Source organism: Rubidibacter lacunae KORDI 51-2 (assembly GCF_000473895.1).
GTDB classification, from domain to species: Bacteria; Cyanobacteriota; Cyanobacteriia; order Cyanobacteriales; family Rubidibacteraceae; genus Rubidibacter; species Rubidibacter lacunae.
Genome location: NZ_ASSJ01000036.1, coordinates 31,587 through 50,219, shown reverse-complemented (window position 1 = coordinate 50,219; position 18,633 = coordinate 31,587). Strand labels below are relative to the sequence as shown.

The window sequence follows — 18,633 nt, the reverse complement described above, 5'->3', positions numbered from 1 at the left end:
TCGGAACCTAAGTAGGCGAACATTCGATCTGTAGTGCGATCGTTCTATTGCGATCGCGGTCGTACGGTCGGGGGATGGTCCTGCGGTTGCAACCGATATCGGGAGGCGTGCGTAATGCTGCCTCGGTAATTGCATTCGGGAAACAATCGCTGCGGTTTCGGACAGGAGAGATGAATGAACGATCGAACGCTCGGCTCGGTCATCGGTGGCTCGCTGACGCAGGGGTTGGACGTGCGGCTGCACCCAGACATCTCTGTCGAAACCATGCGCGTTGGCAAGTTTCTCGTGGTGCAAGGGCAGCAGGCACGTTTTTTTTGCTTGCTTACGGATGTCGAACTGGGCACAACCAGCACGCGCATTGCTGCGCTGCCCCCCTCGCCGGACGACGACTTTTTGTGCGAAGTCCTCGCCGGCGGCAGCACCTACAGCACGATCGCGCTGACGCCGATGCTGATGTTCGTCCCTGCCCGCGAAGGACAGCCCGAGCGATCTGACGTTCGTCAGACCGGCGCGATCGCCTCTTTTCAAGCACAAAGCAGCAGTGAAAACCAATTGCAGCCGGTCAAAACCGTTCCCAGTCACTTCAGTCAGGTTTATGAAGCCAGCAAGCGCGACTTCCGGAGCGTTTTCGGATGGGAAGACGACCCGCATCGCCGTAACTTTTCCATCGGACAACCGCTGGATATGGACGTTCCGATCTGTTTGGATTTAGATACGTTCGTCGAGCGCAGTAACGGCGTTTTTGGTAAATCCGGCACTGGTAAATCATTCCTCACGCGTTTGTTGTTGTCGGGGATCATTCGCCGCGACGCCGGCGTCAACTTAATTTTCGACATGCACTCCGAGTACGGTTGGGAAGCCGTCCGCGAAGGCAAAGGCTTTAACACGGTCAAGGGTTTGCGACAACTGTTTCCCGGACGCGTTGAAATTTACACGCTCGACCCGGAATCAACTCAGCGGCGCGGCGTGCGCGATGCCCAAGAACTCTTCATCAGCTACGACCAAATCGAAATTGAAGACTTGCGCCTCGTCGGCGGCGAACTCGGCTTATCCGAGGCCAGTCTCGACAACGCGAATATCCTGCGCGCCGAGTTTGGCAAATCGTGGATCGTGCAGCTGCTCAATATGACCAACGAAGAGATCCAGCTCTTTTGCGAGGAAAAGCAAGGGCATCGGGGCTCGATCTCCGCTTTACAGCGCAAGCTCGCACGCCTGGATACGCTGAAGTACATCCGCTCGGCTTGTCCGCACGACTATATCGATCGCATATTGCAGTCGCTTCACGCGGGCAAGCACATCGTGGTCGAATTCGGTTCGCAGTCGAATATGCTGTCGTACATGCTGGCTGCAAACGCGATTACACGGCGGATTCACTCGTCCTACGTTCGCAAGGCGGAGCAGTTTCTTCAATCAAAAAATCCCGCACTGAGACCGCGACAACTCGTCATCTGCATCGAAGAAGCGCACCGCTTCCTCGACTCCAAGATCGTGCATCAAACCATCTTCGGCACGATCGCGCGGGAAATGCGCAAATATTTCGTGACGTTGCTCGTCGTCGATCAGCGCCCGTCGGGAATCGATCCGGAGGTCATGTCGCAGGTGGGCACGCGCATCACGTGTTTGCTGAACGATGAGAAAGACATCGACGCCATTTTTACTGGCGTTTCTGGTGGGCAAACGCTGCGCTCCGTCCTCGCCAAGCTAGATTCCAAACAACAAGCACTCGTTCTCGGTCATGCCGTTCCCATGCCTGTCGTGACGCGGACCCGTGCCTACGACGAAACGTTTTATGCAGAAATCGGCGATCCGGACTGGAGCGAACTCCCCGATGAAGAAGTCTTTGCCGCAGCCGAAGTCGCGCGGGCCGATCTCGGGTTTTAACCGATCTCAGGTTCGGGGAGCTTTACCGTTACCTTGGCAGCGAGTCGGATCGGATGAATTTTGGGCGGCGATCGCCTTGCTTCTTGAGACAATCGCCTGCCCGCGGGGTCTAGTCTAGCCCACGTATTCGATCACGCTCGATTTGGGGTAGCGTACTTTCGGGCGAGTAGCGGATTTATCATCTGGCGAGCGGTAGCCGGCCGGGCAGGCGACAACCGAACTGTAGCCGCGATCGCTCAGCCCGAGGACTTCGTCGTACTTTGCCGGAACAATACCTTCCATCGGACAGGTGTCGATGCCGAGGAAGGCTGCGGCCACCATATATTGCGCTAGGGCGATATAAACTTGGCGGGCTGCCCACTCCTTCATGTCGAGCGGAAAGGGCGGGTTGGCAATGAAGCCTTTGACTACATTGCCGTAACCTTGAAGATTTTCAACTGGCGTGCCCTGCACTTCAGACATGCGGGCTAGATAGCGATCTACGTCCGCCGAACTAATGTTTTCTTGGATAGCAAAGACAACTAAGTGCGATGCTTCGGCAACTTGCTTTTGTCCCCAGGAATGCGCTACTAACTGCTGGCGCACCTGTGGATCGCGAACGATTAGAAACAGCCAGGGTTGCAGCCCGAATGACGACGGTGCAAGCACCAAACTCTCTTCCAGCGCATTCCAAATATCATCGGGAATCTTGCGCGTGGGGTCGAATTTCTTGGTAGCATAGCGCCAGTTAAGTGCTTGCAGAATCTTATCGGGCGTTAGTTCTGGGCTATTCACGGGATGGCTCCAAGTCTGGGGACAACATCGCTCAGCATAGCCAAAAAAGCGAGGGCGGACAAGTCATATTGCATGTATAAATCTCGCACAATCTATCAAATAGTTTTTCCAATTGTCCCGTTACTAACCTGGCTCGGCTGGCGCAAGATTCCAAAAGCTGAGGTGTAGCCATGTAAGAACGTGCGATGGCCGACGGGTCCGATTTCACCGCTGCAGAAGAAGCCGCCGACTTGTATGCCGTTGAAGTAGCGCTGGAACAAGCGGGAGTCGAAGTGCTCTTCGCCGTAAAGTCCTTGGCCGCGCCCCAGACACGAAAAGAGCAGCGCCCCTGCTGCCGATGTGTTCCCGTCCCGACAGCTTGCCTGCAGCAGCAGCTCAAGATCCTCGGCTGAAGTGCGGGCGTCACGCAAATGAAACTGCAGGCGCTGGCCCGGTCGCACGCGATCGCCGACGGCGATGGCGCCGATGCGCGGGTCGACGCCGAGCAGATTGCGGATCAAGAAATCCCCCTGTTCGAGTTCGAGTTTAAACTCGTCGCGCGCGATGCCGATAAAGAGCGAATCCTGGGCAAGTTCGCGATCGTCTGGGCTGAGGTCGGCGATCGTGCGGCGCAGTGCTTCCAGTGACGTGATAGTTTCGCCAGTCGGTGCGGTGGCATCGGTGACTTCCAAGATGATGTTGCGTTCGCCTTGCACGACCTGCAGCAACGAACCCACCGGCCGGCAACCTTGGGCAACCAAGGTGTCGAGGATCAGATTGCCGTCGAAGGCAACACCGACGACGCCCGCGTTTGGCGGCGTACCGACCGCCGATCCGCCCTCGTTGTAATAAAACAAGCCGCTTTGCCCGCCGAGGCCCGTGGCGCTAGCTAGCCCGCCGACTTTAGCGGCACCGGGATAGGCGTAGTCCAAACCTTCTAGCAAGTCATTCACATGCCCGAATGCCGGGTCTATCAAGACGACGAAACCGGGTTGGCGTGCCGGATCGACGCCCACTAGTTCCGTCCAGTCCGATGTGGGTGCGTCGAGATCGGGGAGCGCATCACTATCGATCTGGAAGGGTGTTACCGCAACGCCGGGGAGCACGGCAACGCTAAGACTCAGAGCCGGACTGTTTTCAATTTCTAATGCTGCGCGATCCTTCCCCGTGCCGATGATACCGCCGCCGCCGCAGCCGATGATAACCGGGAGCGGCAGGCGATCGCGTAACAGCGGGACCAAGCGTGGGTACTCGCTCGCGTACGCAGAGGAGATAAACACAAATCCCACGTCTGGTGCAGCGGACAGCGACTGCTGCACCAGCTCTACCACCTCTGCCACCGCTGCTTCGAGTGACGGGCGAGTTGAGAGAGCAGTTGCCCATTGGATTTGGTCTGGCATGGCGGATTTGCAACAAACGGAACGTGCCTCTAACCATACCCCAAGCTACTCACAGAGATGCACTTGCACCAATTGCCGACCCAGCTGAAATACGACAGCCGTCATTCTGGTTGAGACCCCGCTGTCCCGGAGGCACGGGCTGAAAAAAACGAGCTGTCTTAGGTGAAATGTCGAGACACGAGTAACCCTGCTCTCAGCTGGAGTTGGAAATTCACACCACTCGCTAGGCCTCTGCTCCCGTATCAGTTTTGTCAGTCAATTAGCGGTCTGACTTGTGCTTGATGTCCAAATCCGAGAAATAAACAACGACTACGAATCCACGCGAGGTTCCGAGCGTGCTGATGCGCTCTGGACGTTGTTGCCCCCGGTCTCTTGACAATAGGCCGTCTTCTTCACCCATGAATGGGAAGCCGATCGAGGCATACTGCGCTCGAAACGCCATCTGGTCGTCACCAATCACAGTGGCAAGACCAGCGAAATTCCGCGTTTCAACTGTACCTTGCATCAGTGCTTCTCACGGTTTTGCGGCGGAGATTAGCTGGTTTCAGGTGTCTATTAGATCGCATTGGCAGGTTGTGGTTATTCATTCACCACTACAACCCTCTCATCAACACACCATTGTTTTTGGTACTACCCATGGTTTGACCGATTGCTCCCACACCAGATTTGGCCCGCCGGTGCGGAGTCTAGAATCGAGAAAGTTTGCTTCCAAAAGACCATGATCGTTTCATTTCCCGACCCTCTACCGATGCTTGCTAGCGACCCCGACCCGATCGTGCGGCTTGAAGGCGTGACGAAGGTTTACGGAATGGGTGCGGCAACCGTGCACGCCCTCAATGGCATCGACCTTGCCGTCCCCCGCGGTGAATACTGTGCGATCATGGGCCCCTCAGGATCGGGCAAATCCACTGCCATGAACCTGATCGGCTGCCTGGATCGCCCCACCGAAGGTAGCTACTTTCTCGACGATACGGATGTGGCGCGTCTCACTGACGACGAACTGGCTGCGATCCGCAACCGCAAGCTCGGGTTCGTATTCCAGCAATTCCACTTACTACCGCAGATGACGGCACTAGAAAACGTCATGCTGCCGATGGTATACGCGGGGATTCCGTCAGACGAGCGACGCGATCGCGCCGCCGAGGCCTTGCGCAAAATGGGATTGGCTAACCGCATGCAGAATAAACCAACGCAACTCTCGGGCGGTCAGCAGCAGCGCGTGGCGATCGCCCGGGCGATCGTCAATGAGCCGTTGTTGTTGCTAGCCGACGAGCCGACAGGCGCGTTAGATTCGCGGACCATGCGTGAGGTGTTAGAAATTGTCGACGAGCTCCACGCCAGTGGCATCACGATTGTCATGGTTACCCACGAAGTTGATGTAGCGCGGCATACCGAGCGCATCATCTGGTTCCGCGACGGCCGGGTTATCCACGATCGCCTCACGCCCGAGGAAATGCGTGAGGTAGCCCTCGGGCAATAAGTTGATTGGAGGAACCGAACCCGAACTGTGCACCTGCGATCGGTCTGCAACAGTCCCGCTTTTGTTAGCGTTCAATCTTCAAAGGATTGGAGATTAGATTTGAGCGGTTAAGTGGCTTAATTGGGAGAGTCGGGAACGGGTCGGGAATATCCTGGAGAACCCGCACGACTCGAACCGAGCGACTCGAGTGTTTCCCTCAACATCATCAGTCGCTGTGGGGCGAGTTGGATCGACCAGGGTAGGGGCGCATGTTTGAGCGTTGCCCACCGTTCTTTAAACACCTCTGCCTGCAAATGGTAATCTTGAGCGCTGTTGGGCACTGCGTTGAGTTTGAGGTAGAGGGTTACGCGGTGAGGGGTTTCGCTCGTCGCGCTGAGCCAGCAGGGAAAGACGTTCGGGGCAGTTAAAACACTTGGAGAGGGCGCGGAGGCTGCCTGCAGCTCGGTGCGGCCCGATCCGTTCGAGTCGATTCGTCCCTCCGACGCAATGCCAGGCGCTTCCGTGCGGGGAGTGTCGGTCTCCAAAAAGCCAATGTGGTGAGCGCGCATGCCGAGATGAGTGATGCGATCGCACGCGAGTTCTGCAACCTGGAGCGTGCAGTCCCAGTCGAGGGCGCGGACAGTATGGGGACCCAAAGGCACCACCCGCGAAATGTTTTTGCATCCCGTAAGACTGGCAGCGCGAACGGTTTCGGGACGATCCAGAACAGTTGCTTTAGAGTTACAGACGAGCGCGCGCCCTCGATCCATCACCAGCAGGCGATCGCACAATCGGTAGGCTTCCTCTATGTTGTGCGTGACAAATAGCGTCGTACCGTTGAAGCCCTCAAGTCGCAATCGCAAATCGCGCTCGATCAGGTGGCGTAAATGCGTATCCAGCGCCGAAAACGGCTCGTCTAAGAGCAAGACATCGGGCTGGCTAGCTAGGGCGCGGGCTAGGGCAACGCGCTGCTGTTGCCCGCCCGAGAGTTCCCCCGGCAAGCGATCGCCGAAACCGGTAAGCTGCACTGCGGCGAGTTCTCGTTCGGCCAGCTGCCGCCGCTGCCGCCGCGACAGTTCGACCGGCAACCCGAAGGCAACGTTCTCGGCGGCGCTCATGTTTGGAAACAAGGCGTAATTCTGGAACAAAATCCCGATCCGGCGATCGCGGATCGGTAAGTCGATACCTGCTGCGGAGTCAAACAATACCCGCCCGTTGGCAACAATGCGCCCGGAATCTGGCGTTTCGGTCCCGGCGATGCAGCGCAGGATCAAGCTTTTGCCCGCACCAGATGCTCCCAGCAACCCCAGCGGATGCCGGTCGGTGGTAAAGGAGACTTCGAGCGTAAAGCCAGGAAGTTGCTTGGCGATCGCTACTTCGAGGACCGGATGGCCACTCGCGGAGCGCTCGAACGGCAGCGGGGGGTTAGGTGCCGCCAGAGCAATTGGTTCCCTCTCGGCTGGGGAAATCCGATTCCCAACGCGACTCCGATCGGGGGTCAACCGCAGATTGGCCAGCCATAATCCCCCCAACGCGATCGCGAAAATCACCCCCGTCCAGAGCGCTGCTTCCCCAAAAGCGCCAGCTTCCACCGCGAAATAAATCGCCATGGAAATGGTTTGGGTTTTGCCGGGAATATTGCCGGCCAGCATCAAGGTTGCGCCGAACTCTCCCAGGGCACGGGCGAATGCCAGCGTCGTTCCTGCAATCAACCCCGGCAGTGCTAACGGCAGCGCGATCTCTCGCAGCAGCCTCAGCTCGGAGGCTCCCAGAGTTCTGGCTGCTTGTTGAATGTTGGCGTCGATTTGCCCGAAGGCACCCAGGACGGTTTTATACGCCAGCGGCAAGGCAACGATCGTGGCGGTGATGACGGCTGCATACCAAGTAAAAACGAGATCGATCCCCGCTCTGTCCAGCAGCGCGCCGAGCGGTCTGTTTTTGCCCAGTAGTAGCAGCAACAGAAAGCCCAATACAGTTGGGGGCAGTACCATCGGCGCGAGCAAGACACCTTCTATCAGAGCCCGTCCCCGACCGCGATAACGTTGTATGCCGTAGGCCGCTCCAATGCCCAAGCAAACGGCAATGGGTGTGGCGATCGCGGCAATCCGCAAGGAGATCCAAAGCGGAGAGAAGTCGGGCATGAGGGCACACTTAACGGCTCAGTCGTCGGACGGCACTGGTGCAAACCCAAATGCGGTAAAGGTCTCCCGCGCAACGTTTGTTTGCAAAAAGGCGATAAACGCCCGCGCGGCCTCGGGCTGCACGCTGCTCGCGATCGCGGCAACGGGATAGCGAATGGGCTGATGGGACTCTGCGGGTGCCGTCGCCACGATCTTGACGCGATCGGATAGCGCGGCATCGGTCGCGTAGACCACTCCCAGGTCGGCATTACCACTTTCGACGGCCGACAGTACGCCGCGCACGTTGTTACCGAACGCAAACTTGGATTGCAGGGGCTCCAGCAAGTTCAAGGTCGCAAAGACCTGCTCGGCATACCGTCCGGCAGGAACGCTTCGAAACTCGCCGACGGCAATATGGTCGATCGCGGCGGTTTTGAGTTGCGTTAGGTCGCTTGCCTCCAGGGTAGAGTCTAGGGGCGCGATCGCCACCAAGTGGTTGCCGACAACATCCCGGCGAGTGGTGCTGAGAATCAGTCCCTGGTCGTCTAGAGCCTCCATCTGCTCGGCTGACGCCGAGAAAAAGACGTCCACCGGTGCCCCTTGCTCGATTTGCCGCTGCAGCGACCCCGAGGAGCCGAAGTTATAATGCGCAGCGATCTCCGGGTGGGTGGCGATGAACTGCGGCGTAAGTGCTTCCAAGACATCTTGGAGGCTGGCTGCTGCCGAGACGGTGATGGTAACGGCCGGCGTTGCCGCGCTGCCGTCCACTGCCGATCGCGACGCACAATACCCGAATGCTGTCAAACAGGCGATCGTTCCGGTCAACAAGCCGGTCAAAACCGAATGACGTTTCATCGCCGACATCCTTAATCTCCTGAACCTGAGGATTCAAGTCCGAGCGGTCGGGAGAGGTCTAGGGTCATGGAAATCACTATTTAGCAGCGTCGGGACTATCTTGATGGGCAAAGTAGGCAGCTGTCTGCATCAATGCCCGGACGAACCAACTATCGAGTCAATCGGGCGAACCATCCAGAACCAAGGGTTTTAGTCCATTCGGACACTTCAGCAGGCAATCGAGCGGTGCGAAGTAGCGCGTTGACCTTAGATTCATTTGGGATTGCTTTAGCACCGTCATTCGCGGGCGACCTCGATCGTCCAAAGGTTACCGTGCGGAATAGCTGGCTTTAAACGATAGAGCGGACTTTCAGTCAAGGCTGCATACAGCTCGTTACTCGGGCGAAATAGGTATGTATTATGTTTTGAGAATTCGGAAACGAACTCTTCAACGCCAAGACTGCCTTGCTCCGAAACCAATAGAAACTTGGTGCTGGGATCGAGTTTGTAACTTAAGGACAGCGACCGGCTACCTCGTTTGGCACTGCTAACAACTAGTGGTGCTGGCGACCTGCTAATAAAGTCTGCTACATGGGCATTGTAGAAACTGCTGTATTTGTTCCACCACGTGCTGGCGTCCAGATAGGCAATGTCCGATAGCAAACTGCTGGTTAAGATCGCAACGAATAGGAGTTGACCGAGGCGGAGCCGATACGCGAGCTGCGATCGCATCAAAGTAGCCAAAAGCACCGCCACACAAATGTGGATGCAGAGATAGCACGGTAGCAAGTAGCGAGCAATACCCGACCGCTGCCCGCCACCCACTAGATCGGCTGCAATCAAAACCAAACCGCTGAACCCCATCCACGACAGCAAAAAACAGCGCGCTTCCGACTCGGTTTGCATGATTGCAAATGCGATCGCGGCGATCGCCAAACTCATGCCGATTAGGGCGATCCACATTGCCGGGTCATGCCAGCTTAGAACGATATCGTTCTGACGGGCCTCGATATCGATTAACTGCGTACCCGGATGCAGGCCTTGAATATCGAAGAACGCCGCACTCGCATTAATGAGCCAGCGCTGCAATAGGTTTGAGATCGGGACGTCTCGTGCCGACCAGCTCCCGATCGAATTTTGACGGAGAAAGTAGACAACGATCCAGGGTACGAGTGCAATCAAACTCGTTAGCGTTGCAAGTGCGAGCATCCCGAGGGATTTGCGATCGCGAACTGCTACGTACGTCGCATGAGCCAATAATGTCAGAGACGCCAGCAAATGAGCGTACAACGAAAGTACGAGCAGTGTCGTATACAGCCACCAAGGTCCGGACAGCACCCAGCGCGCGCGCTGGTGAGGACTCAGGCGCAAAGCTCGCAGTAACGCCGCACTTGCTAACAAGATTAAAGCTCCGTAGAGGGAGTATTCTCTCGCTTCTTGGGCGTAAACCAATTGGATTGGTGATAAAGCTGCTAACGCGATCGCGATGCCGGCAATACGAGCGTCTCGAAATAGTTCCCAACACAGCCAACCCAGAGCTGGAAACATCAACAAACTAAACACTGCTGCCAAGCTGCGCGGAACCCAAATTGCATTGCCCAACCACTCCATCCAGGCGCGAGCTGACACGTAGAACAGCGGTGCATGCTCGGCATTCTGCGCGAGCGCACTCCACGTCGAGCCCCAACCGCGCTCGGACGATAGGGTTTGGAACTCGTGCAGTTCCGGGAGCGAGATCGGGCGATCGCTCGGCACGATTTGCGCGAATTCGCGTTTGGGGAAACCGACTACTCGCATCGATGTGTGCACTTCGTCGATCCAGTACACCTTGCGGTCGAGGTCGGAAAAACGCAGGTAGCTGCCCAGCAAGATAACAATCGCGATCGCGAGTGCTAGCGCCAGATCGAGTGAAAGAGGTCGTCCGGGCGATTTATGCATTTAGAGTCGATCTCGAATGAAGCCCATTTGAGGAAATGGCGATCGCTAGCGAATTCAGTACCGAATCACTGGTTCAGAATACAGCGAGCTGATAGGACGACATGCGTTTTCGACTCGAACGTACTGCACGTTGCTTGTAATTGCTCTAATACTGGAAGCGTCTTTGACTGTTGCTCTCGGATGATGCGAGCGCTCAGGTCCGGCCACTGACCGAACCACCGATTCTCGGACAAATACTCCGGCGAGAATGCCTGGCGATCGAGCAACCAGTAGTCGATATCGTAAGCCGCGATCGTTGCTTTCACCTCGGCTGGGTTCGATGCATACTGAGCGTTGATAACCGCGATCGCGCGCTGGTGCATCTGCTCGTAATAGCCTAGATGATATGGGCTGAGCAGTCTCCAGCTCGCCAAAACGGACCGCCGGGCGAACGTCGGGATATTATCCGATTCGTCTGAGAGCGATGCAATAACAATCGATTTGGGCAGGGTTTCTAAGTACTGGTAAAGATCGACCGCACCGCCCCTGGGGTAGAAGCTACCGGGGAAATCGATCAGCAACCGCGGATATAAGAGCAAGCAAGCTAGCAGCAAGGTGGCAACCCCGCCAGCAATAATTTGGCTGCTGTTTTTCGGATTTTTTGTTGCCTGACGTGCTATCGCCCAATGTGCCAAACCATCGAGCAGTAAGGTTAGAGCAACACCTGCAGTCACTGCGACTGTAATCTTGAAGCTGTGGTTGGTATAACGGCTCGGTAAGTGTAAGCGAAACAAAAAAGCATGGGCGGCGCAATACAGTAAAATTGCTGCAGTCATCAGCTGTGGAATCAGCGATAGATTGCGGGTGCGATCGCCAAGGGGAAAGTACTTCCGCAGTAAAAGCATTCCCGGTAAGAGCAATCCGACAGCTAGGGTTGCCGGTGTCAACAGCGCGCGGGGAAAGAGTCCGGTCCGTCCGGGACCGAGGTAGAAATTAACCGGATCGTTGCGAAAGATCGGGGTGCGACCGTTCTCGGAAAATACTGCCATGAACTGCCCGCGGGCGTACGTGACAACCGGCCCGTACTCCGAGCTTCCGATCGCGAAAGGCAGCAACACGACAAAAGCAACGGCCAGGATGGTAAAGCACAGCACGCGATCGCGTGGGTCGCGGTTCAAGCGTAATTTCGGCTGCGTCCAGTCCAGCAAGCGGACGAGCGCAACGAGCGCGCTCAACAGCACGTACTGCGGGTAAAACAAGCCCAGCAAGGCAACCGAGATCGCACACCCTATCGGCGAGCGGCGCAGCAAATAGTATAGAAATGCTGGAAAGAAGACGTACAAGAATGCCCGCGGGGTAGCCGAGGGAACGTCATTGTTCAGCCAGACAATCTGTAGTAGCAATACGCTAGCGAAAAAGCCTGCCACTGGAACGGGCAATAGCTCCAACACGAGAAGAAAGCAGTAAACTGTCATCCCGATCGCGATCGGGATTGGCAAGATCTTGCTGAACCAAATCGGATCGGCTCCCAGCGAAATCGCGCTGCGGTAAACGGCGGTGAAGCCGGCTGGCGAAACCGACTCGAAGTAGTCGGCGATGAGGTCGTTGGTAAATAGTTCTGGATCGAAGTATCGCAACAGCCAGAACACGTGTTGGCGCACGTCGCTGGCAACGACGTAATCGGTACTGAAGGTTTCTTGTAGTCCCCAAATGCCATAGAGAATTGCGATCGCCAAACTTGCCCCGAGCCAGATTGCAATCCCCAATCGCGTCCGCTCCGCTTGCGTAATCGCTCGGATGCGAAGGAGGTAGAGCTGGAGGTAAGGCATGGTTTGCGGCAGCTACGGGCAATCGGCGCGGCGCGATCGCGGAGCAGTAGCGTTTTAGCAGATTCCGTGCCGGATCGGCAATGCGCGCGACGGCACGAAACGGATGGACTGTTGGCGATCGCAAGGGCTTGAAAGTTTGCACTGAGATGGAGCCATGCCGACAGCGTGCTACCAGGGACTGCCGGTCACCATAAAACTTACCCAAGAGGACTGATGGGTTCGTTCGTCCTCGGCAACTACTTCGAGATCGGGTTGCAGCGGCAGCGGACCGCGCGACAACACGAAGTTGTTGCTGTCGAACGCAACATCTGCGCGCAGCATATGCAATTGTGCTCGGTACAAAGCTTGGGCTTTAGTCGATGCTGTTGTGAGCTGTTGATAAGAATTGTTCGGGGTGCCGGGTTGGTATTTGGCAGGGATAGCGGTGTGAACGATGACGTAAGGCTGCTTGACTGATAAAACTTACGCGGAAGCTCAGGCATAGTGAGTAGTCTAAAATTCAAACCCCAGCCGATAGTGGCGATGCTCGTGCTGTCGCCGTCATACTTGCGCCAGCTTCGGATTGGCATTCACGCTAAATCGCACATCCGGAAGCAGCTGCCAACCCCGGTACAGTGCCGCCTTCACCCACTCCCAACCCAGCTCAGTAGCATTGGGCGAGGTCGTCGGCTGCAGTTGCTTGACTTGGACCAGGTGCGCTTGCAGCAGCTCGGTCAGGCTGTCGGGCAGGATGGTGAGGCGATCGCGGTTGCCCTTGGCGTCGCGCACGACGATTTGCGTTTGGGCGAAGTCGATATCTTTCACGCGCAGGCGCAGGGCTTCTTTAACTCGCAAGCCGGAGCCATAAAGGAGCTTGGCAAGGAGTTGGTGAGTGCCGCTTAGGCACTGCAGCAAGCGTCGCGTTTCGTCGACCGACAGCACGGTGGGGAGGTGCTTGGATTGTCTGGCGCGAACGGAGTCAATGGCGTCGTCGGTCAGGGGTTGTTTGAGGATGTGGCGATAGAGAAAGAGCAGGGCGCTAAGGGCTTGATTCTGGGTCGAGGCGGAGACGTTACCTACGACGGCGAGGTGGGTCAGAAATGCTTCGACTTCGGGCGCGCCCATGTCTTTGGGATGGCGTTTGTCGTGGAAGAGAATGAAGCGGCGAATCCACTGCAGGTAAGTTTCTTCAGTGCGGTAGGCGTAGTGCTTGACGCGCAGGGTGTCGCGGACGAGATCGAGCAGCTTGGGGGGCTTGGTGGCGGAGTCGGTCATGGCCAATGGCAAATGGCGATACCCCAAGTCTATACAGGATAAATGCAGCCTAAGTAACTCGCGGTCGCACAGCTAGAATGGTTGCAGAATCGATGTTCTAGGGGGCTCGCTCATAGCAATATTGGTTTCTATATCCGCTAGTGGTGAAGGGCAGCAACCAAAGTCTATACCGCGCAAATACAGCCTAAGTGCCGCGAAATCGGGCTGCTAGGATGGCTGTAATATTTTTCCGGCAGAAGATTTGCAGTTGGCGTTATCGGTTTCTATATCCGCATCATGCAGGAATTGATATCTAGATATGTGCGTGCTAAATTCTAAATAATCTTGGTTTCTTTGGCTCGCAGCGATTCGGAGAACTCTCGCTCAGCAGAGGCTTTAGGCTGCGAAATTAGCACTAATTATAGCTAGGCTTTCGCCCGTTCTCCTCAGTTTCAGTCTCAGTTGAAGAGTTATTTCAGAGGCTGGCTTGTTAGGAGGCGATCGGTTATTTTTTAGCAAACAAGTCACTGCGAACCTAACTCGGTGCCGGAGCCGACAGTCGGAACTCAATCCTCTCGGCCTTCTGCCCTTGCTGCGGCTCACCTTCTGGACGTTAACTTTCACATAAAGGAGAAACCATGAGCAACTATCCTCGGACCTTCTCGCATATCGGTATTTCGGTGCCTGATGTAGAGAAGGCAGTTGAATTTTACAGCGCAGTCATGGGTTGGTACTTAATCATGAAGCCAACTGTAATTACTGAAGAGTCGGAAACACCGATTGGTCAAATGTGTATCGATGTTTTTGGCGCGGGCTGGAAATCTTTCAAAATCGCCCACATGTCCACAGGAGACAGAATTGGAGTGGAAATGTTTGAGTTCAAAAACAACGAGAAACCAACAGATTTTGAATACTGGAAAACGAGTACATTCCATTTTTGCGTACAGGACCCAAACATAGAGGGTCTTGTAGAAAAGATCCTGGCTCATGGTGGCAAGCAAAGAATGCCGATCCGTGAGTACTATCCGGGCGAGAAGCCTTATAGGATGGTCTATGTAGAAGATCCATTTGGCTTAATTTTCGAAGTCTACTCCCACAGCTATGAACTTACTTACTCGCAAGGTGCATACTGAAAATTATCAAATTCATGCAGATGGACCAGACCGCGATCGTGGGGAGTGGGATGGCCGCTGATGTGAGACGTTAGGCTTTCGCCCGTTCTCCTCAGTTTCCGTTGCAACTAAAGGTTAGTTTCAGGGGGTGGTTTGTTGGGAAGCGATCGTTTATTCTTTCAGCAAGCAAGTCACTGCAAACTCAACTCGGCGCCGGAGACGACAGTCGGAACTCAATCCTCTCGGCCTGCTGCCCCTGCTGCGGCTCACCTTCTAGACGTTATGCGGTGTAGGCCTAAAAGGGCTAGCCTTTTACACCATAGACTCTGGTTGACAGATGCGTCATTAAATGGAAAGATGCTGGCGTAAACGCTGGAGGTTGGGAGACTGCTAATTCCAACGCTGGAAACGGCTCGCATTGGGTTCGAACTTGCTGGGCAGTTCACTTGTCGCTTACTTGGCTGTTCGACGATTTGCCACCCAGCATACCGAAGGTGCGGATCCAATAGTCGATTCCAGACTGGTCGATAACAATGCGATTCACCGGAGCGGATTCACGGCGCGCGTTCGCCCCGCCCAACAATCTAAACTTTCCGCCCGGCGATCGTTGGCGTTATTTGGCAGAAACCACAATATCGTGTTCCGAAAGGCTTTCCGTTGCACGACGGAAATATACTGAATACGTTTGCGAACTGTCTTCGAACGTTTACTTCAATGCCTGTCACCACAAGGAGAAAGCTATGGCTAGGATTAACATCGAATTGGACATCTACTCGGGCCGCGAAAACCCATCCTTCGTCGTTGAGGACGATTTCGCGCATTGGCTCCTCACGAATACTGCCAGCCGCGCGTCCGATCCGCGAGGTGAACGTCTGGGATTTCGTGGCGTGGCTCTCTCGTCACTTACCGACGAAGGTGCGGGTCGACTCGGTGACGACGAACTGTATTTGTCCGGCGAAGGCAATGCACTCGCTGCCAATTCAGAGTTGCTTTCCGCCATATTCGAACAGTTTCCTAAGGACGACCCTGACTTTGACCAAGACTTACTCCTTTACTTGAACAACAAACTCGCCACAGGAACGAGTCAGACCACAACGATACTCACCACGGGTGAAGACGATGGTCCGGAGGCGGCCGAATCAGACGCCGCCTTGCCATCGTGCCCAATTGAAGTTGAAACGTTCAATCCCAGATTCTGGAACGGGTCCTCGGTGGTTCGGGAGAACAATTGTTACAACTACGCAACGAATCGCAGGACAAACACGTTTGCCCAGCCCGGTCGCGCAACAGGGACATACCCGTGGCCGGTGGATTGCGACAGTGTTCGCGCGGCCGCGATCTCTGATGGCGCGAAATACGGGTCCAGTCCGAGCGGCTTTAGGAGTTGCCAACCCGACAGTGAAATACCTCGCTGGTACATGGTCATGGTCATTTGGCCGGGTTACGACTATCATTGGTATCGAAAACAAAAAGAAGGGTATTGGGGACACAAACTTGGAAAAGAACCCGCGCGTAACACCGACAACAGCGGCAAAGTGATCTACGATCCAGAGACATGCGATCGAGGCCCCTATACCGAGTTCTGTAATTACTTTATCTCGGGCAAAAGCTCAAAGGTTCGCTGAACACGATGAGTGGCAACGCGAGTCAAGTGAGAATCGAAGTTGAGATTGATTTGTTCTCTGGCAGAGACAATCCTAGATGGGCTGTCGATGCAGACACTTTAAATGACTATCTTTCTCAACTTCGCGAATGCGCGCCGAGCGGTGCTGAACCGCCGGCGCTCGGGTACCGTGGCTTAATACTACACATGCCAGCCGATGCTGGCGGCGAGACGCGAGTCTTTCGTGGTGTGGTTTCAAACGACTTGCAATGTCATCTCGACGACAACGGTGTGCTCGAACGATGGTTACTCGAAACGGCCGCATCCACTGTTGATTCCGAATTGCTCAGAGAGGTTCGAGAGGGATCGTAGATGCTGTGTCTGTAGAATATTCCAAATAACAAATCGGTGAACCGGAGTTGGCTCGCCTTTCGGTTTTTCAATGTCGTTTCCTTCGTTTACAATTCTCGGCGTGCCAACGTCAACTCCGTTGGTCCGCCAACCCGGTTACCTCAGTCGTTATGAGGCTAGACATGAAATGGATCGGTTGGTTCACAATCGCCTCTGGTTGACTGTTGGTTCTGTTAATGGGACACAGGATAACCCAACGCTGGAAATTGTAGGCTGCTGATGCCAACGCTGGACATGGTCCACACGTGTTGCGAACTTGCTTTGCAAGACACTTGTCACTGACTAGGGGCTTCAACGGATTGTCACCCAAGGTACCGAAGGTGCGGATCCAATCCCCGTCTCCAGACTGGTCGCATAACAAATAATGCGATCCACCCAAGCGGATTTAGGGCGCGCGTTCGCTCAGCTCAACTAACTTAACTATCCGCCCGGTGATCTTGGGCGTTAGGCTTTCACCCGTTCTCCTCAGTTTCAGTCTCTGTTGAAGAGTTATTGTATAGTTGATTTGTTTGGAAGCGATCGGTTATTCTTTCAGCACACGAGCCACTGCGAATCCTAACAGGTCGCAGGAGCCGACGGTCGAAACCCAATTCTCTCTGTCTTACGAACCTGACGCGGCTCACCTCCAAAACGTTAGGCTTTCGCCCGTTCTCCTCAGTCTCAGTTGAAGAGTTATTTCAGGGGTTGGCTTGTTGGGAGGCGATCAGTTATTCTCTCAGCAAGCAAGTCAATGCGAACCTAACTCTGCGCCGGAGCCGACAGTCCGAGCTCAATCCTCTCGGACTTCTGCCCCTGCTGCGGATCACGTTCTAAACGTTATGCCTTGAAGAAAATTATAGTCTTATGAACGATACAGCATTACAGCAAGTCGAGGATTTCATTAATGACATTCAGTCAGTTAATCCTGAGCATGCTGAGATCATTAAACTAGTGAGAGATCTATTTGCAGAGGAGAATGAGGAAATATTTCAAGGAATAAAGTATGGCGGTTTGGCCTTCTTTCAAAATGGTGCGCTGATTGGCGGAATATTCCCATATAAAAAGCATCTGTCCATTGAGTTCAGTAACGGTGCCGATTTCAGCGATCCGTCTTCGGACTTGGAAGGCAAAGGTAAGAAGAGAAGGCATTTGAAAATCTTCACAGCTGAAGATATTGATGCCAAGAATGCCTTGTATTTCGTTAAGCAAGCCGTGGACAAAAGAAGCGATACATAAAGAATGGCATAACGCCGCAAATCCAGCCGAATCGCCAAAGGCGTGCGCGGCTGATTTACAGCGTTAGGCTTTCGCCCGTTCTCCTCAGTTTCAGTCTCAGTTGAAGAGTTGTTTCAGAGACTGGCTTGTTGGGAGGCGAACAGCTAACTTTCAGGAAAGTGCGCCTCTGCGAACCTAACTCGTCGCTGGAGCCGACGGTCAAAACTAAATCCTCTGGGTCTTTTACCTTTTCTGCGGCTCAGCTTCTGAACGTTATGATGCATGAGTCCGATGACTGGTTCGCGAAACATCAGCTACATTTTGCCGCGGATGAGGGCGATCTCGAAAGAGTAAAAAACCTTATCGAAGACGGGCATGATATACACGCGTTTGATAACGATCTTTCATTGACCCCATTGCATTACGCCGCCTCAAAGGAGCACTTTTCGGTAGTGGAGTATTTGTTGAAAATGGGTGCCGACGTTAATGCTCGACAAGAGGAAAAAATTGGGGAAACCCCGCTTGGGGAAATTGCTGATAACTGCTCCTTAAAAATGGCACAACTTTTGGTAAGCGCAGGAGCAAATCCTACGCTACCAGGCTGGATGGGTCTCTCGGCACTGGATAGGGCAAAGAAACGAGAAAAGGCAGAAGGAAAACGGGTTTACGAGCTACTCCTAAAAACCGCGAAGGAAAAGTTTAAATATGCATCATAGCAGGCGCTTGCAGCCGGACTGCTCCAAGCGCTGCGCGCTTTCCGCAGCCGCTGATGCGGGGCGTTAGGTTTCGTTGCAACGCGTCTAGCACATACTGCTAGAGTAGGCTTCAGGCAATTTTGCTCGCCGCGTTGTGCCCCATAGGTACGGAATTTTGAATAAGAGGATAGC

15 protein-coding genes are annotated in these 18,633 nt (G+C 54.8%); 6 read left to right on the top strand and 9 right to left on the bottom strand.

Features of this window, described 5'->3' with window-relative positions; all coding sequences use genetic code 11:
• The first annotated feature begins 174 nt into the window (after positions 1-174).
• Positions 175-1,881, top strand: coding sequence for a helicase HerA domain-containing protein (locus tag KR51_RS06545; protein ID WP_022606079.1), 1,707 nt, complete (start codon positions 175-177; stop codon positions 1,879-1,881).
• 114 nt (positions 1,882-1,995) lie between these two features.
• On the opposite strand, the gene KR51_RS06540 is transcribed toward KR51_RS06545, so the two are convergent.
• The 3 genes from KR51_RS06540 to KR51_RS06530 all read right to left on the bottom strand — a co-directional run bounded on the left by KR51_RS06540 (position 1,996) and on the right by KR51_RS06530 (position 4,539).
• Complete coding sequence (locus tag KR51_RS06540) at positions 1,996-2,655, bottom strand: NAD(P)H-dependent oxidoreductase (protein WP_022606077.1); 660 nt, start codon at positions 2,653-2,655, stop codon at positions 1,996-1,998.
• A gap of 95 nt (positions 2,656-2,750) precedes the next feature.
• Complete coding sequence (locus tag KR51_RS06535) at positions 2,751-4,034, bottom strand: FIST signal transduction protein (protein ID WP_022606075.1); 1,284 nt, start codon at positions 4,032-4,034, stop codon at positions 2,751-2,753.
• A 259-nt stretch (positions 4,035-4,293) separates the two neighbouring features.
• Positions 4,294-4,539 (bottom strand): hypothetical protein, encoded by a 246-nt coding sequence (locus KR51_RS06530; RefSeq protein WP_040655418.1) that lies wholly within the window; start codon positions 4,537-4,539, stop codon positions 4,294-4,296.
• A gap of 213 nt (positions 4,540-4,752) precedes the next feature.
• Between KR51_RS06530 and KR51_RS06525 the strand changes: the two genes are divergently transcribed.
• The gene (locus KR51_RS06525) at positions 4,753-5,514 is read left to right on the top strand and encodes an ABC transporter ATP-binding protein (RefSeq protein ID WP_022606073.1); all 762 of its coding nucleotides are present in this window, start codon (positions 4,753-4,755) and stop codon (positions 5,512-5,514) included.
• Positions 5,515-5,630: 116 nt separating this feature from the next.
• On the opposite strand, the gene modB is transcribed toward KR51_RS06525, so the two are convergent.
• The 6 genes from modB to KR51_RS06500 all read right to left on the bottom strand — a co-directional run bounded on the left by modB (position 5,631) and on the right by KR51_RS06500 (position 13,447).
• Positions 5,631-7,634 carry a molybdate ABC transporter permease subunit gene (gene modB, locus KR51_RS06520; RefSeq protein ID WP_022606071.1) on the bottom strand — a complete coding sequence of 668 codons (2,004 nt, stop codon included), beginning with the start codon at positions 7,632-7,634 and terminating at the stop codon, positions 5,631-5,633.
• An 18-nt stretch (positions 7,635-7,652) separates the two neighbouring features.
• Entirely contained in the window at positions 7,653-8,468 is an 816-nt protein-coding gene (gene modA, locus KR51_RS06515; RefSeq protein WP_040655426.1) for a molybdate ABC transporter substrate-binding protein, read from the bottom strand.
• Positions 8,469-8,744: 276 nt separating this feature from the next.
• Positions 8,745-10,385 carry a glycosyltransferase family 39 protein gene (locus KR51_RS06510; RefSeq protein ID WP_022606065.1) on the bottom strand — a complete coding sequence of 547 codons (1,641 nt, stop codon included), beginning with the start codon at positions 10,383-10,385 and terminating at the stop codon, positions 8,745-8,747.
• Positions 10,386-10,450: 65 nt separating this feature from the next.
• Entirely contained in the window at positions 10,451-12,193 is a 1,743-nt protein-coding gene (locus KR51_RS06505) for a hypothetical protein (RefSeq protein WP_022606063.1), read from the bottom strand.
• Between the two features lie 168 nt (positions 12,194-12,361).
• The gene (locus KR51_RS19335) at positions 12,362-12,514 is read right to left on the bottom strand and encodes a hypothetical protein (RefSeq protein WP_156914999.1); all 153 of its coding nucleotides are present in this window, start codon (positions 12,512-12,514) and stop codon (positions 12,362-12,364) included.
• Between the two features lie 219 nt (positions 12,515-12,733).
• Positions 12,734-13,447 (bottom strand): phage integrase N-terminal SAM-like domain-containing protein, encoded by a 714-nt coding sequence (locus KR51_RS06500; protein ID WP_022606061.1) that lies wholly within the window; start codon positions 13,445-13,447, stop codon positions 12,734-12,736.
• Between the two features lie 617 nt (positions 13,448-14,064).
• Here KR51_RS06500 and KR51_RS06495 point away from each other — a divergent pair.
• The 4 genes from KR51_RS06495 to KR51_RS17365 all read left to right on the top strand — a co-directional run bounded on the left by KR51_RS06495 (position 14,065) and on the right by KR51_RS17365 (position 18,462).
• On the top strand, positions 14,065-14,559 hold the full coding sequence (locus KR51_RS06495) for a lactoylglutathione lyase family protein (RefSeq protein WP_022606059.1): 495 nt from the start codon (positions 14,065-14,067) through the stop codon (positions 14,557-14,559).
• 740 nt (positions 14,560-15,299) lie between these two features.
• Positions 15,300-16,163, top strand: coding sequence for a hypothetical protein (locus KR51_RS06490; RefSeq protein ID WP_156914998.1), 864 nt, complete (start codon positions 15,300-15,302; stop codon positions 16,161-16,163).
• Between the two features lie 1,232 nt (positions 16,164-17,395).
• Complete coding sequence (locus KR51_RS06485; protein ID WP_022606052.1) at positions 17,396-17,767, top strand: DUF1801 domain-containing protein; 372 nt, start codon at positions 17,396-17,398, stop codon at positions 17,765-17,767.
• A gap of 128 nt (positions 17,768-17,895) precedes the next feature.
• Positions 17,896-18,462, top strand: coding sequence for an ankyrin repeat domain-containing protein (locus KR51_RS17365; RefSeq protein WP_232214549.1), 567 nt, complete (start codon positions 17,896-17,898; stop codon positions 18,460-18,462).
• Positions 18,463-18,633: the final 171 nt, after the last annotated feature.

Bases quoted from the DNA above. Each gene is read 5' to 3' on its own strand.
- KR51_RS06545 (WP_022606079.1), top strand. From the start codon at position 175: ATGAACGATCGAACGCTCGGCTCGGTCATCGGTGGCTCGCTGACGCAG.
- KR51_RS06535 (WP_022606075.1), bottom strand. From the start codon at position 4,034: ATGCCAGACCAAATCCAATGGGCAACTGCTCTCTCAACTCGCCCGTCA.
- KR51_RS06530 (WP_040655418.1), bottom strand. From the start codon at position 4,539: ATGCAAGGTACAGTTGAAACGCGGAATTTCGCTGGTCTTGCCACTGTG.
- KR51_RS06525 (WP_022606073.1), top strand. From the start codon at position 4,753: ATGATCGTTTCATTTCCCGACCCTCTACCGATGCTTGCTAGCGACCCC.
- modB (WP_022606071.1), bottom strand. From the start codon at position 7,634: ATGCCCGACTTCTCTCCGCTTTGGATCTCCTTGCGGATTGCCGCGATC.
- modA (WP_040655426.1), bottom strand. From the start codon at position 8,468: ATGAAACGTCATTCGGTTTTGACCGGCTTGTTGACCGGAACGATCGCC.
- KR51_RS06510 (WP_022606065.1), bottom strand. From the start codon at position 10,385: ATGCATAAATCGCCCGGACGACCTCTTTCACTCGATCTGGCGCTAGCA.
- KR51_RS06505 (WP_022606063.1), bottom strand. From the start codon at position 12,193: ATGCCTTACCTCCAGCTCTACCTCCTTCGCATCCGAGCGATTACGCAA.
- KR51_RS19335 (WP_156914999.1), bottom strand. From the start codon at position 12,514: ATGCTGCGCGCAGATGTTGCGTTCGACAGCAACAACTTCGTGTTGTCG.
- KR51_RS06500 (WP_022606061.1), bottom strand. From the start codon at position 13,447: ATGACCGACTCCGCCACCAAGCCCCCCAAGCTGCTCGATCTCGTCCGC.
- KR51_RS06495 (WP_022606059.1), top strand. From the start codon at position 14,065: ATGAGCAACTATCCTCGGACCTTCTCGCATATCGGTATTTCGGTGCCT.
- KR51_RS06485 (WP_022606052.1), top strand. From the start codon at position 17,396: ATGAACGATACAGCATTACAGCAAGTCGAGGATTTCATTAATGACATT.